Annotated in this window: 13 protein-coding genes; 12 read left to right on the top strand and 1 reads right to left on the bottom strand. The window is 55.5% G+C overall.

All coding sequences use genetic code 11. The features are described from left to right. The first annotated feature begins 7 nt into the window (after positions 1 to 7). From eutC to ACFPQ4_RS00120, 5 genes are all read left to right on the top strand, one after another. Positions 8 to 907 (top strand): ethanolamine ammonia-lyase subunit EutC, encoded by a 900-nt coding sequence (gene eutC, locus ACFPQ4_RS00140; RefSeq protein WP_378109677.1) that lies wholly within the window; start codon positions 8 to 10, stop codon positions 905 to 907. A 31-nt stretch (positions 908 to 938) separates the two neighbouring features. After that, the gene (locus tag ACFPQ4_RS00135) at positions 939 to 1,067 is read left to right on the top strand and encodes a hypothetical protein (RefSeq protein WP_378109676.1); all 129 of its coding nucleotides are present in this window, start codon (positions 939 to 941) and stop codon (positions 1,065 to 1,067) included. 64 nt (positions 1,068 to 1,131) lie between these two features. After that, positions 1,132 to 2,697 carry an amino acid permease gene (locus ACFPQ4_RS00130; protein ID WP_378109675.1) on the top strand — a complete coding sequence of 522 codons (1,566 nt, stop codon included), beginning with the start codon at positions 1,132 to 1,134 and terminating at the stop codon, positions 2,695 to 2,697. A gap of 213 nt (positions 2,698 to 2,910) precedes the next feature. Next, positions 2,911 to 3,123, top strand: coding sequence for a hypothetical protein (locus tag ACFPQ4_RS00125; RefSeq protein ID WP_378109674.1), 213 nt, complete (start codon positions 2,911 to 2,913; stop codon positions 3,121 to 3,123). Between the two features lie 45 nt (positions 3,124 to 3,168). After that, on the top strand, positions 3,169 to 4,218 hold the full coding sequence (locus ACFPQ4_RS00120; protein WP_378109673.1) for an NAD(P)-dependent alcohol dehydrogenase: 1,050 nt from the start codon (positions 3,169 to 3,171) through the stop codon (positions 4,216 to 4,218). A 374-nt stretch (positions 4,219 to 4,592) separates the two neighbouring features. On the opposite strand, the gene ACFPQ4_RS00115 is transcribed toward ACFPQ4_RS00120, so the two are convergent. After that, positions 4,593 to 4,862: a hypothetical protein gene (locus tag ACFPQ4_RS00115; protein ID WP_378109672.1), complete on the bottom strand. Its 270-nt coding sequence runs from the start codon at positions 4,860 to 4,862 to the stop codon at positions 4,593 to 4,595. A gap of 141 nt (positions 4,863 to 5,003) precedes the next feature. Here ACFPQ4_RS00115 and ACFPQ4_RS00110 point away from each other — a divergent pair, with 141 nt between their 5' ends. The 7 genes from ACFPQ4_RS00110 to ACFPQ4_RS00080 all read left to right on the top strand — a co-directional run bounded on the left by ACFPQ4_RS00110 (position 5,004) and on the right by ACFPQ4_RS00080 (position 15,376). Continuing rightward, positions 5,004 to 6,845, top strand: a complete 1,842-nt coding sequence (locus ACFPQ4_RS00110; protein ID WP_378109671.1) for a sensor histidine kinase — start codon at positions 5,004 to 5,006, stop codon at positions 6,843 to 6,845. Further along, complete coding sequence (locus ACFPQ4_RS00105; RefSeq protein ID WP_378109670.1) at positions 6,842 to 8,380, top strand: response regulator transcription factor; 1,539 nt, start codon at positions 6,842 to 6,844, stop codon at positions 8,378 to 8,380. Before ACFPQ4_RS00110 ends, ACFPQ4_RS00105 begins: the two co-directional genes overlap by 4 nt. Positions 8,381 to 8,552: 172 nt before the next feature. Further along, positions 8,553 to 9,809, top strand: a complete 1,257-nt coding sequence (locus ACFPQ4_RS00100) for an ABC transporter substrate-binding protein (protein ID WP_378109668.1) — start codon at positions 8,553 to 8,555, stop codon at positions 9,807 to 9,809. A gap of 94 nt (positions 9,810 to 9,903) precedes the next feature. After that, complete coding sequence (locus ACFPQ4_RS00095) at positions 9,904 to 10,794, top strand: carbohydrate ABC transporter permease (RefSeq protein WP_378109667.1); 891 nt, start codon at positions 9,904 to 9,906, stop codon at positions 10,792 to 10,794. A gap of 5 nt (positions 10,795 to 10,799) precedes the next feature. Further along, entirely contained in the window at positions 10,800 to 11,624 is an 825-nt protein-coding gene (locus tag ACFPQ4_RS00090) for a carbohydrate ABC transporter permease (RefSeq protein ID WP_378109666.1), read from the top strand. A gap of 31 nt (positions 11,625 to 11,655) precedes the next feature. Then, entirely contained in the window at positions 11,656 to 13,749 is a 2,094-nt protein-coding gene (locus tag ACFPQ4_RS00085) for an amylo-alpha-1,6-glucosidase (protein ID WP_378109665.1), read from the top strand. Between the two features lie 13 nt (positions 13,750 to 13,762). Further along, complete coding sequence (locus ACFPQ4_RS00080; protein WP_378109664.1) at positions 13,763 to 15,376, top strand: glycoside hydrolase family 13 protein; 1,614 nt, start codon at positions 13,763 to 13,765, stop codon at positions 15,374 to 15,376. The last annotated feature ends 6 nt before the right edge of the window (positions 15,377 to 15,382 follow it).

Raw genomic sequence — 15,382 nt, 5'->3', positions numbered from 1 at the left:
ACCTGCGATGAGCTTGATTTCCGATTTGAACACGGCAGGACCTTTGGACGAATTCGTCGATCGCGTGATGGCGGAGCTGGAGAAGAAGCTAGCCGCCCATACCGCTGTGTTCTCCGCCCAGCCGTCAACGCAGCCTTTTGCACCCGAGCCTGCGGATGAGCCTTCCGCCCAAGAAACAATTCTCACCGCCAAAGTGCCTAAACCGAAATGGGCGGAAGGCCTTGACGAGCTGATCGCCAGCACTCCCAGTCGCATCGGTGTCTGGCGCGCCGGAACGCGTCCGCTTACCAAAGAGATGCTCAAATTCCGATGCGACCACGCGGCGGCCATCGATTCGATCTACGGCGAAGTCGATCCTGCGCTTTTGCGAGAGTTCGGTTTATTCTCGGTGACGACCCGGTTCGGCAACACGGACAATTACTTGAAGCGCCCGGACATGGGCCGGATCATCGCGGACGATGGCTTGGCGTTGCTGCGCGAGCGTTGCCGCCATGCCCCGCAAGTGCAAATAGTAGTATCGGACGGCTTAAGCGCCAATGCGGTTGACGCGAATTTGCCGGAAGTGTATCCTGCGCTCTTGGATTCTCTGGAATCGTACGGATTATCCGTGGGTACGCCATTCTTCGTAAGGGGCGGACGCGTAGCGGTCATGGATCAAATCGGGGAGATGCTGCAGCCGGAGGCGCTCGTGCTGCTCATCGGAGAGAGGCCCGGCTTGGTTTCTTCGAAGTCGATGAGCGCTTATATGTGCTATCGGCCTAGATCCGGAACGGTCGAAAGCGACCGCACCGTCATCTCTAACATTCATCCCCGCGGAACGCCTCCTTTGGAGGCGGGAGCATACATCGGCACCGTCATCGATAAAATGCTGCAGCAACGCGCGAGCGGAATCCGGTTGGAGATTTAAACATCCTTGTGGGAGATAAGGAGGTGGGAGGATGGAGCTGGGAATCGGAATCGCATTGTTCGTCGTGACGTGCCTTTTCGCGATTTGGATCATTCGATTGGCGGGCAACAACGTTCGCAATTTCGATGAAAGCAAGCACGAGAGCTTCACCGGAAAGTGATCCGGCAGCGAAGATCCGCTCGATGGCATGTCAAAGTTGGATATTAGTTGAGAGGGGATTTTAAATGAGCGCTCACTCCCAACCTCACGACAAAGACAAACAGGACTTGCACAAGTTCGGCTACGCGCAGGAGCTTCTTCGCAGCATGGGCGGATTTTCCAACTTCGCGATTTCGTTCTCGATCATCTCCATCCTGACCGGCGCGGTGTCCTTGTACGGGCACGGGCTGTTGTACGGCGGACCGGGCATGATGGGCTTCGGCTGGCCGCTCGTCGCCTTATTCGTCATGATCGTCGCGGCTCCGATGGCGGAGCTCGCTTCGGCGATTCCGACCGCGGGCGCCTTGTACCACTGGGCGGCGATTCTCAAGAACAAACGCTGGGGCTGGTACACGGCGTGGATCAACCTGATCGGCCAAATCGGCATCGTGGCGGGCATCGACTACTCCGTCGCGCTATTCGCCGATCCGCTGATCGCGGACGTCTTCGGTTACACCTCTACCGAGACGACGATTCTGATCACGTTCGCCGTCATTTTACTGAGTCACGGCATTTTTAACCATATCGGCATTCGGATCGTGTCCAGACTGAACGACTTTTCCGCATGGTATCATATCGGCGTCGTTCTCGTGCTCGTCTTCTCGCTGGCCTTCTTCACCAAAGGTGGACTCAACGCGGTCGACTACTTGTACCAAGTCGGCGATACGTACTCCGACAAGCCGTATATGTTCGCGTTTCTGATCGGCCTATTGCAGGCGCAGTGGACGTTCACGGGCTTCGACGCGTCGGCCCACACGATCGAGGAAACGGTCAATCCCCGCGTTCGCGCGTCTTGGGGTATTTTCAACTCCGTCGCTTATTCGTTCGTGTTCGGCTTCATCATGCTGGCGTTCGTCACGCTTTCGATCAAAGACGCCGGAGCCGCAACCGAAGCCGACAACGCATTCATCTACGTCATCGGCCAAGCGCTTGGAGGCACGTTCGGCGACGTCATCCTATGGCTTGTGACCGCGGCGATGTGGTTCTGCGGCCTGTCGTCGATCACATCGTTCTCTCGGATGATGTACGCGTTTTCCCGCGACAAAGGCATGCCGTTCAGCAAGCAATGGGCGCAAATTTCCCGCAAGTTCCGCACGCCTGCCAAAGCGATTTGGCTGGCCGTCATCTTATCGTTCGTCTTAGCGCTGGTGGACTACATCATCAAATCCAACAATCCGGATGCGACCTACACGACGATCGCGTTCCTCACGGCGGTTAGCGTCGTCGGGCTGTACGTCGCCTACGGCATTCCGATTTTGTTGAAAATCATCGCCAAGCGGCAAGGCCGGTTCCAGGCGAAGCATCTCGGACCTTGGCACCTCGGCAAATACAGCGACGCCATCGGCATTCTAGCGCTGCTCTGGATCTTGTTTATATCGGTCATCATGGTTATTCCGCCGAATGAGAATGCCGGCTATGCGCTCGCGGGAATGATGGTGCTGCTGGTCATTATGGACTTCGCCTACTACCGCCGAAACTTCCAGGGCCCGCAGGCGGCGTTGAACAATTCCATGGACGAAATATTGCGCAGGGAGAATGCGTTGGAAAATCCGGCTGCGTCCGGACCCGGAGGCAAGTCTCATCAGGCGTAATTGCAGCAAATCGAAAGTACGTAACGATGCGCTGAAGAAACAGCCGTTTCCGGAGGAAGCGGCTGTTTTTGCGGTTTCGGGAGATTTTATTAAGAAACTACATGATGACCCCAACCCGACAACTTTCTGGGCATTAACCGAATAAAACATGCTCGTATGGCTCAATCTATTCAATGGGTGAATATGACAGTCATAAGAAAAGAGGGGGCCAACATGACGGCAACAGATCATAGATGGCAGCAACTTTGGCAAGAAATCCATAATGCTTGTTCCAATCGTAACTGGAATGAGGTTATTCAAGAGTGTAATGAGTTGATCCGTTACGCTCAGCTGCAATCGGGCGATACATTAACTGCAGAGCAGTCTTATCAAAGCAATGAACCCAATCAACAGATGCTCATTCAAGCGCATGCTGAGCAAGACTAATTTATTTCGAATCATGGGATGCAACGGATTCAAGGAGGCTGCACTATGATAAATGTTCATGCACGCGCAACATTCAGTCCGGAAGGGTCATTCAAACTTACCACGATAGAACGCAGGGATCTTAAGCCACACGATGTTCTCATTGAGATCAAGTACGCAGGCATTTGCCACTCGGATATTCATACCGCTCGCGGTGATTGGGGGCCGGTTCAATATCCGCTTGTTCCTGGACATGAGATCGCCGGAATTGTTACTGATATTGGTTCGGAAGTTACAAAGTTCGCCGTTGACGACCGAGTAGGAGTAGGTTGCATGGTTGACTCCTGCGGAGAATGCGTGAACTGTCGCAAAGGAGAAGAGCAGTATTGTCTTGAGGGGAACGTAGGTACCTATGCGGCCATCGACCGATATGGACAATATACGCAAGGCGGTTATTCCACTCATATCGTTGTCACGGAAGACTTTGTGGTAAGAATTCCTGACGGTCTCGAGCTTGACGTCGCCGCTCCGCTCTTGTGTGCCGGTATCACAACGTTTTCGCCGTTGCGCCATTGGGGGGCAGCACCGGGCAAGAAGGTGGCTGTTGTTGGTCTTGGCGGCCTTGGACATATGGCCGTGAAGCTCGCGCATGCCATGGGGGCGGAGGTTACGGTTCTATCCCAAACTTTGAAGAAGAAAGAAGACGGGTTGAAGCTGGGCGCGGACCATTATTATGCCACGAGCGATCCAGAAACGTTTAAGAAACTGGCTGGTTCGTTCGACCTCATCGTGAATACAGTAAGCGCGCAAATCGATATTAATGCCTACCTTTCTTTACTGGCATTGGATGGTACATTGGTCAATGTCGGTGCGCCACCTGAACCATTGTCTGTTCAAGTATTTTCACTGATCCCTCAGCGTCGATCGTTTGCCGGATCAATGATCGGCGGCATACGGGAAACGCAGGAAATGCTTGATTTTTGCGCTGAACACAACATCGCTCCAGAGATCGAGGTCATTTCTGCCAAGCTGATTGATGAAGCTTGGGAGCGTGTATTAACTTCGGATGTTCGCTATCGCTTTGTGATCGACATCAGCACGATGGAGAATGAATAAAGTTTTCCTAGCTAAAGTCTGGGGGCACGCATACAGGTGTGCCTCTTTTATTGACGTAGAGCAAAAAATCACAAATATAAAATCCCATAGGAAGAAGGAAGATGCTTACTAGAATCAAAAAACGGAGGTCGCGAGTTCATGAGCCAGCATAGGAGGCTGTCAACTGTCCTCGACTGTATTCAGTCACGTGGCGGGCTACTCAGCTGTGACGAAGCAGCCAGAGTCTGAGGAAGAGCGAAGAACCTCATTACAGGCGCTGCTTGCTTGCTCCACTACAGCGATTGTAAGCGAGGGGAAAGGTGCGGCGGTTGAAGCGATGGACGACTTCCCGATGCATTTGGACGGAAATGTCTATTACTGTGGCTTTACATCCTCTAAATTATTCGGCGGAAGCTCATATTTGGACAGGGACCGGAAACAGCTAGAGTTGTCGGGTGCTTCCGCAGGTTGGACAACGCTTGCTTCTCGGAGGAATCCGGCCAGAAGGCGAACGCGATCTGCCTTCTTCCGGGGTGCTCGCCGTAAGCCAGCGCCAAATAAGCCAGCAGCAGCCTGGCTCTTCCGCCGGGAACCGAACCTGTGCAATCCTCGCCGCCAATGGACAGTTTCCAACCGCCCATGAGTTGAAAGCTGCATCCGTCCACTTTGGAGACCTCCGTTTTCCGATCAGGTCCATTTATTCTTATTTCTGTAAGTTGCTTGAGAATCCTTCCTTACACAAAATAAGCCCCGATTTACAAAACCGTCCGATCGCTGTAGCATATTTTGTTGGCGCAACGGGCAGAATGTTCCAAGATTCCCAGCCGACCGATGCAGCCGATCAACCGAAAAGAGTGGTACCGACCATGAGGCATGTCCGGCCATTATTCCGTCATATGGGCCTCAGGCAAAAGTTGATCCTGACTTTTGCCTGTTTCATTTTGCTCCCCCTTCTCCTTGTCGGCGGCACTTTATCGTGGCTGTACGTGGAGTCCAACCGCAGCATGCTGCTCGACGCGGCGAAAGAGAACAATCGGCAAGTCGTCCGAAACATCGATACCTCGATGAGTCCGCTCCTCCGCTTATCCATGTTTCCGGTCCAGAATCCGGCCCTATTCCGCCTGATGAAGAAGGACTACTTCGCGGTCCCTTATCCTCTGCTTGAGAGACAGGAGGACTTCGACGAAGTGAACACGATCATCCGCGACAGCATCATGCTGTACTCGGACCTGATCGACTCGACGGTTATCTACCAACTGACGAACCATCTCGTGCTGGGCCGAAGCTCGCTCGATTACTTGAACCGCTCCTATCTGGAAAACCAGTTCCCTCAAGAGCCTTTCGTGCAGAGCATTATGGCCAAGAAAGGCATATACGTCCCCGTCGGCATCCATGACGAGAAGCTGCTGTCCAACCCGCCCATTCCCGTCGTTTCGCTCGGCCGCGCGATCGTCGATCCGTTCACCAAAGAGCCTTACGGCTTCATCCTTTTTAATATTCACGTGGCCAATTTGAAGTCGCTTTGGAGCGACATCCACATCACCGATAACACGAGATTTTACTTGGTGGACGAGCAAGGCAATCTCATCTACAGTCAGGACGCCGCGGAAATCGGCCGTCCGGCAAACGATATTCTCGGACCGCAGAAGGACGCAGGCCATTATTACATTACTTCCGCCTCGCAGCTGACGGGCTGGTCGACGGTAACGGTGATCCCGAAAAGGGAGCTGTTCGGCTTCGTATACACGATCGTGGAGACGGTGGCGATTTCCCTCGTCGTGCTGTTGGCGCTGTCCATCGCGGCATCGGTATTCATCGCGACCGGCATCACGAGGCCGCTGCTCAATCTGGAGCGGAAAATGAAACTCGTGACCGAGGGCAACCTGGACGTGACGATAGACGCGGCGCCGGGCGAAGTCGGCAGAATCGGTACGGCGATCGACCGGATGTTGAAGGAAATCCGCCGGCTCATCCGAACCATCTACGACGAGGAGCAGGAGAAGCGCCAAATGGAGATCCTCGCGCTGCAGTCGCAAATCCGGCCCCATTTTATGTACAACACGTTAAACGCCATGAAATGGATGGCCAAAATCCAGGGAGCCTCCGGCATCGAAGAGGCGCTGACGGCGTTCTCCTCGGTGATCCGGTTCACGGCGACGACCAAGAGCGATTTCGTCACCGTGAAGGAAGAGATCAACTTCATTCGTGACTATGCGAAGATCCTGAGCTTCCGGTATTTGAACCGGTTCGAGATCGAATTCGACGTGGATCCGAATATCCTGGAATACCGCATCCTTAAATTTATGCTCCAGCCGCTTGTGGAGAACGCCATCTTCCATGGGTTCGATGAGATCTCCTATAAAGGCAAAGTGGCCATTCGGATTGCGGAGGAAGCCGGCGACATCGTCATGACGGTCACCGACAACGGACGTGGCATGACACCGGAGGAGCGTATCGCCGCAGATCGCAGCGAAGCCCCGGAAAAGCTAAACTCCATCGGCCTCGGCAACATCCATAAGCGTATCGAGCTGCATTTCGGTCAAGGCTACGGCTTGTCTTTGCACAGCGAACTCAACCACGGAACGACCGCGAAAATCGTCGTGCCCGTGATCGATAAACCGGAACAGGAAGCAGGTGATCCGTTGTGAGAATTTTGATCGCGGACGACGAACCCCTCGTAAGGATCGGACTGAAGTCCTCTTACAATTGGAACGAAGCCGGCATGGAGATCGTCGGCGAGGCGGCGGACGGAGAGGAAACGCTAAGGCTGATGGAGCAGCTGCGGCCGGATGTTCTTATACTCGATATCAAAATGCCCAAAAAAGACGGCATCGACGTCCTGACGGAAATGCGGCACCGCGGCATGCACACGAAAGTCATTATTTTAAGCAGCTTCGACGACTTCCTTCACGTCAAGAAAGCGATGAAGCTCGGCGCCGTGGACTATTTCCACAAACCGAGCATGAACGTGCAGGAGATCGTCGGCGTGCTGCAAAAGCTGCAAAGCGTCATCGATGAGAACCGGACTTCGGGAGGGATGAATGCCGGAGCCGGCGCGCCCTCGCGGGAATCGATCCTTCGCGACATGATGTACGGGAATGCTCAGTTTGCCTCGGAAACCCGCCTCAGAGAAAACAACCTGTATGCGGTGCTGTTTTCGGTTAAGAAGCTGGGCCAGACGCTCCAACGTTACTCGGGTGAAAACGCGGGTTTCCTGCAAGGGACGATAGCCAATCTGCTCGGCGAGCTGCTGTCCAAGGAGCAGGAAACGGAGTGCGTGCAGCTTCAGGACAATTTGTTCGCCATCCTGACGTCGCACGGCGAATCCAAGAGCGGACAAGCGTCGTTCGCGCACGTCAACGATCTCGTCTATTTGGTGCACAGCTCGCTGAAGCGTTACGTGAACATCGAGACCGTATTCGGCATCAGTGAGGCTTGCCATGCGTTCTCCCAGCTGCCCCAAGCCGTGGAGCAGGCCCTGCAGGCGCTTGAGATGAAGTTTTATCACCCGAACAATCCCTTATTCTATTACCGGAACCGCAACCTGGACGACGAAGCCGCGCAGACCAAGATCCAGACGCTGATCGCGGCGATGAAGAACGGCTTGAAGGAAGAAAAGTACGAAGGATTTGCATCATCGCTGGCGGAATGGGAAGATTATGTCCAAAGCTGCGAATGCATGGCCGAAATCGACGTGAAAAAGGTGTACGAAGGGCTGCTCTTCATGATGGCCGACGAAGACGACTTCGGGGATGGACGCGGAAGGGCGGACGGATTGGACGACTTCACCGAATGCTCGGCTTTTTACCACGCGCTGTTCAACGACATGCTGAAAACGCGGATCGCCGGGAAAAACAAGGACTACAGCCCGCTCATCCGCAACGTGGTCCAGTATATCGACAGCCATTACCGCGAGGATATTTCGCTGACGCTGCTTGGGGACACGTTCCACGCCAGTCCGAATTACATCAGCCGGCTGTTCAAGCAGGAGACGGGCAGGGGCCTGTTCGATTACCTGAACCTGGTCCGGATCGGCCAGGCAAAGGAGCTGCTCAAGGACTACAAGCACAAAATTTACGAAGTCGCGGAAATGGTCGGTTTCCACAGCCAGGTCCATTTCGCGATCGTGTTCAACAAGTACGAAGGGATGTCGCCGACCGACTACCGCAAGGAGTTAGGATGATTCGGTTAAAGAAAAGTCAATTTCGTTAAAAGCTTGCCAGAACGCACGTAGCGGCCGCCGAAAACAAGTTAATCAGATTAAAGGAAACGCGGTTTGAATAATTTGAATGAACTCCCCAAACCTATAGGATGAAGAAGCAAGAGGAAACACATCATCGAGGGGGATTAGACAAATGAAAAGAAAGTGGAAATACTCGGCTCCGCTCCTGCTGGCCCTGTGCCTGGCACTCGTGCTTACGGCATGCGGCGGCAAGAACAACAACGCGGGAACCGCGCAGCCATCCGCCAGCGCATCCGCCGCGACCGGCCAGAAAGCGACCATCACGATGGGCTTCTGGGGTACGGCGCAAGACTTGAAGACGTATCAGACCGCAGCGGACAACATCTCCAAGACCTACCCGAACATCACGCTGAAAATCAAGCAGTACCCGAGCAGCGATCAATTCTGGAACCAGCTGCCCGGCGAGATCGCGGCCGGCGTCGCGCCGGACTTCATCAAGCTGACGAACGAAGGCTCGTACGAGTACATCCAGAAGGGCATGTTCGCTCAACTGGACGATTTGGCTGCGCAAGGCAAGCTGGATATGAGCCGCTTCACGAAAACTTCTCTGGACGTATGGAAAGTGGACGGCAAGCAGTACGGCATCCCGAACAGCGTCATGCCGGGCATGTTCTTCATCAACGAAGACATGTGGAAGAAAGCCGGCCTCGGCGCTTACCCGACGACTTGGGATGAAGTGAAAGCCGCAGCGCAGAAGCTGACCACCAAAGACGTCAAGGGGATCGTCATCAACATCGATCCCTTCCACATCACGAACTACATCAAGACCTACGGCGGCGGCTGGAACTACGGCAAGTCGATCAATTCGCCGGAGAACGTCAAGGCGCTGCAAACGATCTTCGACATGTACAGCGCAGGCGTCGCGGTGACTCCGAAATCGCTGGGCTACGGCTGGGACGGCGAAGTGTTCGCCAACGGCAAGGCTGTGATGACGACGGGCGGCTACTGGTACAAGAGCTTCCTGAAGGGCGCGGCTCCGAATCTGAAATACGTTGCGCTGCCGGTACCGAAAGGCACGACGGAAGGAAGCACGATGATCTCCGACGGTTATGTCGTGCTGAAGGACGCGAAGGACAAGCTGGCGGCAGCCCAAGCGGCTTACTACATGACGAACGACGCTACGCAAACGGAATTCATGGAGAACGGGCTGAACTCCGCGGTAGCTTCCCTGTCGCCGAAGTATTTCGAATTGAACCCGGAATTTAAGCCGGTTGAACCGGCGCTGAAAACGGCCACCGACTTCGCCTATCCGGCCGAAACGAGGAAGTTTAAAGACGAGCTGGTTACCCAGCTGGAGAATACGCTGCTCGGCGGCGCGAAGCAGACGCCTCAGCAGATCCTCGACGCCATCCAAGCACAATTCAAGTAAGCGATCCGAATCCCGTTCTCGTTTCCGCAAGAAACGGGGACGGGTTTCTTATCTCCGGGTGAGGTGATCTCAGCCCGATAGCAGGAGGAGGGTTATGATGTTCCGCAAAGCGAGGGATTCCGATTTTTTCGTGGGCTGGCTTTTCAGCTTGCCATTCCTGATTCTATGGGCGTGGTGGTTCTTCTACCCGTTCGTGCAATCGTTCATCCGCAGCTTCCAGGATGCCAACTTCGCAGACCTGGGCGCGGCTAAATTCATCGGTTTTCAGAACTACGCGAAGATCCTTCACGATCAGGCCTTCTACCGGGCCATTCTTCACTCGCTTGAAATCGTCCTGATCGCCGTGCCCGTGCAGACCCTGCTCGGCTTGCTCATGGCGATCCTCGTCAATCGGAAAATCAAGGGCAAAGGCTTGTTCCGCACCTTGTTTTTCATTCCCTACATTACTTCGACCATAGCCGTAACGACGGTGTTCATGATGCTGTTCAAGCAAGGGACGTTCGTGACCAACTTCTTCGGATTATTCGGTTTCGGCAACGTCACTTGGTTTGCGAACACGCATTACGCGCTGTTGTTCGTCGCCATATTGTTCATTTTCCAGCAAGTCGGTTTCAGCATGATCGTCTATTTGTCCGGCCTGCAGGAAGTTCCGAAGGACCTTTACGAAGCGGGTCAGATCGACGGAGCCTCCGGCTACCAGCAATTCCGCTACATTACCGTTCCGTTCATGAAACCGATCACCTTTTTTGTCGTGTCCGTCGCGACCATTCTGGGCTTCCAGATTTTCGACCAGATCGCCGCGATTTCCCGCTACGGCGCGCTGGGATCCCCGGCAGGCGCGACCGGCACGGTCGTGACGTACTTCTACCAGAACGGGATCCGGTACATGAACATTGGCTACGGCAGCGCCGCGGTCGTCCTGTTCTTCATCATCATCATGATCATTACGTTCCTTCAGAAAAAACTGTTGGACGAAAAGGAGTGAGGGGTATGAAAACCAAAAAGGGGTTGGCACTGACCGGCAATTATGTGCTGCTGATCGTCCTTGGGGTTATTTTCGCCCTTCCCTTCTTGTACACGCTGTATACGTCCCTCGTGACCATGCAGGACGTGAACCATTTGGCGGGATTTTCGAAATGGACCCTGTCGAACTATAAATTGTTCTTCACTAACGATGCCTACAACGTGCCCCAATGGCTATGGAATACCGTGGCCATGACGGCGATCGTCATCGTCGGCAACCTGATCATCAACCCGATGGCGGGATTTGCGCTGGCGAAGCTGGATTTCGCGGGCAAGAAGTGGATTTACTGGATCGTCGTCGCCACCATGATGGTGCCGTACCAAATGATCCTGATCCCGGTATACGTGAACGTAGCCCATCTCGGCTGGCTGAACTCGGTTCTCGGGCTCACGATACCGTTCCTGTACCAGAGCTTGTACATTTTCATGCTTCGCCAGTTTTTCATCAGCATTCCGGGCGAGTTCATCGAGGCTGCTCGGCTGGACGGGCTCACGAAAATGGGGGCGTTCTGGCGGATCGTCTATCCGCTCGCGAGATCTTCGCTCATCACGATGTCGATCCTCGCGTTCTCCGGTACGTGGAACAGCTATCTGATTCCAAGTACGTTCACGAGCGACCCGACCAAGTACGTGCTGGTCGTCGGTTTGAACAGCGTGAAGGACATGTTCTTCGAGAACACGCCGCTCATCATGGCGGGCGTCGTGCTGGCCACCCTGCCGATCCTGGTGTTCTTCTTCATCTTCCAGCGGCAGTATATCGAAGGCGTATCCGGTTCCGGCGTCAAAGGCTAACGAGATCATTCACGGGAAGAGGCGTTAACGGATGGATTACCGCGTGATTAAAGAAGGGGATTTGTTTTTCCTGACGGACGTGCATGGGGACGTGACCGGCAACGACGAAGCCGGCCATGGTTTGTATACGCAGGATACCCGGTTTCTGAGCCGGATGGAGATGCTTATTGATGGGGAGAAGCCGACTCTTCTCGCCTCGGAAGGGACGAAGGGTTATTTCGCGTCCATCCGGTCGATGAAGGTCAGCAAAGACGAAGGCGCCATTGAGATGCTGCGCGAGCGCTTCATTCAAGGCGGCGTTCTGCATGAACGCGTATCGCTGACGAACTTCTTCCCCGGAGAGGTCCGGTTCGATTTCGCGGCCGCTTTCGACGCGGACTTCCAGGACATGTTCATCGTCCGCAAATACCGGACCGGCGACGTCGGGGAAATCGTCGGGCGCGACTTCGGGCCGAACGGCATGTCCATTCGGTACCGCGGCAAGGACGAGATCGAGCGGGAGACTTATGTCGCATGGGATTGTGCCGAGGCCGCCCAAGTCGGTCCCGACGGCTGCTTCCACTTCGCGTTGTCGCTGGCGCCGAAGGAGACGAAGCGGATTTGCTTTACGGTGACGCCGGTCATTGCAGGAAAGGTGCCGGAAGCCCGCTCCTTCGAAGAGGGGCTTGCGCTGCTCGAGCAGTCGTATGACGGCTGGCGGTCGGAAACGACAGGCGTCGCTTCCGACGTGCCGGCGTTCGACGAAATATACCGCCGCGGCGTCACGGATTTGCGGATGCTCATGACCGACATCGGATACGGAGAAGTACCCGTCGCGGGCCTTCCGTGGTTCGCGGTGCCGTTCGGCCGCGACAGCCTGATCACTTCGCTGTTCATGCTTCCGCTGAACGCGGGCAAAGTGAGGGGAACGCTTCGGACGCTTGCCGCTTACCAAGGCGGGAAGACCGATCCGTGGCGGGATGAGACGCCGGGCAAGATCATGCACGAAATTCGCTTCGGCGAGCTGGTCCATACGGGACAATCTCCTTTCGGCCCTTATTACGGGACGGTTGACGCTACGCCGCTGTTCCTTGCCGTGCTCGGGGAATACGTCCGTTGGACGGGAGACGCTGCGCTCGCGAAAGAACTGAAGCCGAACGTGCTGCGTGCGTTGGCTTGGATCGACGAGAACGCCGGCCGCACGGAGAGCGGGTTTCTGAGCTATCGGCAGGAAGCCGAGAAGGGGTTCCCTAACCAGGGCTGGAAAGACTCGGCTAACTCCATCGTCCATGAGACCGGCGAGTATGCGTCTTCCCCGATCGCGCTTTCCGAGGTGCAGGGTTATGCATATCAAGCGAAGAAAACCCTCGCGCCGATCTTCCGGCAGCTTGGGGACGTTGAACTGGCGGACCGGCTGGAACAAGAAGCCGCCGCGCTGCAAGCTCGGTTCGAAGAAGCGTTCTGGATGGAAGACGAGCGGTTTTACGCGATCGCGCTCGACCAGGATGCCCGGCAGGTGCGCTCCGTCTCTTCGAATCCGGGACATCTGCTGATGTCGGGCCTTCCCGAGCGTTCCCGCGCGGAGTCCGTTGCCCGGCGGCTCGTGTCCGAGGACATGTTCAACGGTTACGGCGTCCGTACGATGAGTACCCAAGCGACGGGCTATTACCCGATGAGCTACCACAACGGAAGCGTATGGCCGCATGACAACGGCATGATCCTGCTCGGCCTCGGCAAGCTCGGGCTCAAGCAGGAAGCGGGCCGGGTCATTACCGGCATGCTGGACGCTTCCTCCCATTTCGAATACCGGCGGCTGCCGGAGCTGTTCTGCGGCTACGCTTCTGCCGAGTCGGACGGCCCGGTGCCGTATCCGACGACCTGTTCGCCGCAGGCATGGGCGGCCGCGACTTCTTTCGCCTTCGTGCAGGCAATGCTCGGCATCGACCCGAACGTGCCGGAGCGGAAGATCGCGCTCAATCCGTTCTTGCCGGAAGGATTCGGCGAGCTGACGGTAAGCCGCTTGCCCGTCGGGCAAGGGCATCTTACCGTGAAGGTGGTCCGGACGCCCGGCCAAGACGGCTACGGCAAGGCCCGCATCGAAGTCGTCGAGAATACGACCGGCTGCGAGCTGCAAATCCAAGAGTAAAGGAGCCTCCGCGATGAAGAAAACATGGTGGAAAGAAGCCGTCGTTTACCAGGTTTATTGGCGGAGCTTTCTCGATACGGACGGTGACGGATACGGCGACCTCGAGGGCGTCATCCGCAAGCTGGATTACATCAAGGAGCTCGGCGCCGACGTCGTCTGGCTGAATCCGTGCTACGGTTCGCCGGACGTCGATAACGGCTACGACATTTCCGATTACCGGTCCGTCATGCCGAAGGCCGGCACGATGGACACGTTCGAACGGCTGCTGAAGGAAGTCCATGCCCGCGGCATGAAGCTGATCATGGACTTGGTCGTGAACCATACATCGGACAAGCACCCATGGTTCCTCGAATCCCAGTCGTCCAAGGAAAATCCGAAGCGGGATTACTACATTTGGCGGAAGGAAGCGAACAACTGGCGCTCCTACTTCACGCCTTCTACTTGGGAGTACGACGAGGCGACCGAAGAGTATTATTTCCACTCGTTCGCCGTCGAGCAGCCCGATTTGAACTGGGCCAACCCACAGGTGAGGGAAGAAATCTACGACATGATGCGCTTCTGGCTGGATAAAGGAATCGACGGCTTCCGCATGGACGTCATCAACCTGCTGGCCAAGCAGGAAGGGTTCCCGGACGCGCAAAACCCGGACGACATCTCCTATTTGGGCAACAACCCGGGCATTCACGAGTACCTGCAAGAGATGCACGATCGCGTCCTGAAGCATTACGACGTCTTTACCGTTGGAGAGATCCCCTTCGTTACGCCGGAAGACGGCGTGCTGTACGTGGGAGAGGACCGGGGCGAGCTGAACACGCTGTTCCATTTCGAAGTGCTGGATTACATGGCGCATTGGGACATCAAGAAATTCAAGGAAATCCAAAAACGTTGGTACGACGGGATGTGGGGCAAAGGCTGGAACTCACAGTTCATGAACAACCACGACCACACCCGCGTCGTTACCCGCTTCGGGAACGACCGCGAATACCGCGTGGAATCCGCCAAATGCTTTGCGACGCTGACCCACACGCTTCCCGGAATGCCGTACGTGTACCAAGGTGAAGAAATCGGCATGACCGGCGTGCGTTTCCCGTCGATCGACGATTACAACGATATTGCCCTGAAGAACAAGTATAAGGAAGAAGTGGCCAAGGGAAGGGAACCGCAAGAAGTGTTCGACAGCCTGCTCCATCTGGCGCGGGACAACTCGAGAACGCCGATGCAGTGGGATGGGTCCGAGAACTCCGGGTTCAGCGAAGGCGCACCGTGGCTGAAGGTCAACCCGAACTACCGCGAAATCAACGTCGAGCAGGCGCTGGCGGATCGGGATTCTGTTTTCTATTACTATCAAAACCTCATCCGGCTGCGGAAAGAGAACGAAGTAATGGTGTACGGCAGCTACGAGCCGATTCTGGAAGATCACCCTCATCTGTATGCTTACTTCCGCACGCTGGGAGACAAGCAGTGGTTCGTGCTGCTGAACATTTCCGAGCAGGAAGTACAAGCGGAGCTGCCGGAAGAGGTCACGTCCAGACTGGGCGAAACGATCGTCCGCAATTATCCGGTGCGGGCCGATCAGGCAGAGGAGCTTGTGCTCAAGCCGTACGAGGCTCGCGTTTACAGGGTATAACACGTG

Origin of the sequence: Cohnella yongneupensis, from assembly GCF_042655785.1 — a bacterium.
In the GTDB taxonomy this organism is placed as follows: domain Bacteria; phylum Bacillota; class Bacilli; order Paenibacillales; family Paenibacillaceae; genus Cohnella; species Cohnella yongneupensis.
Note: the sequence above shows the minus strand (reverse complement) of the source record. Positions and strands in the feature narration are given on the sequence as shown.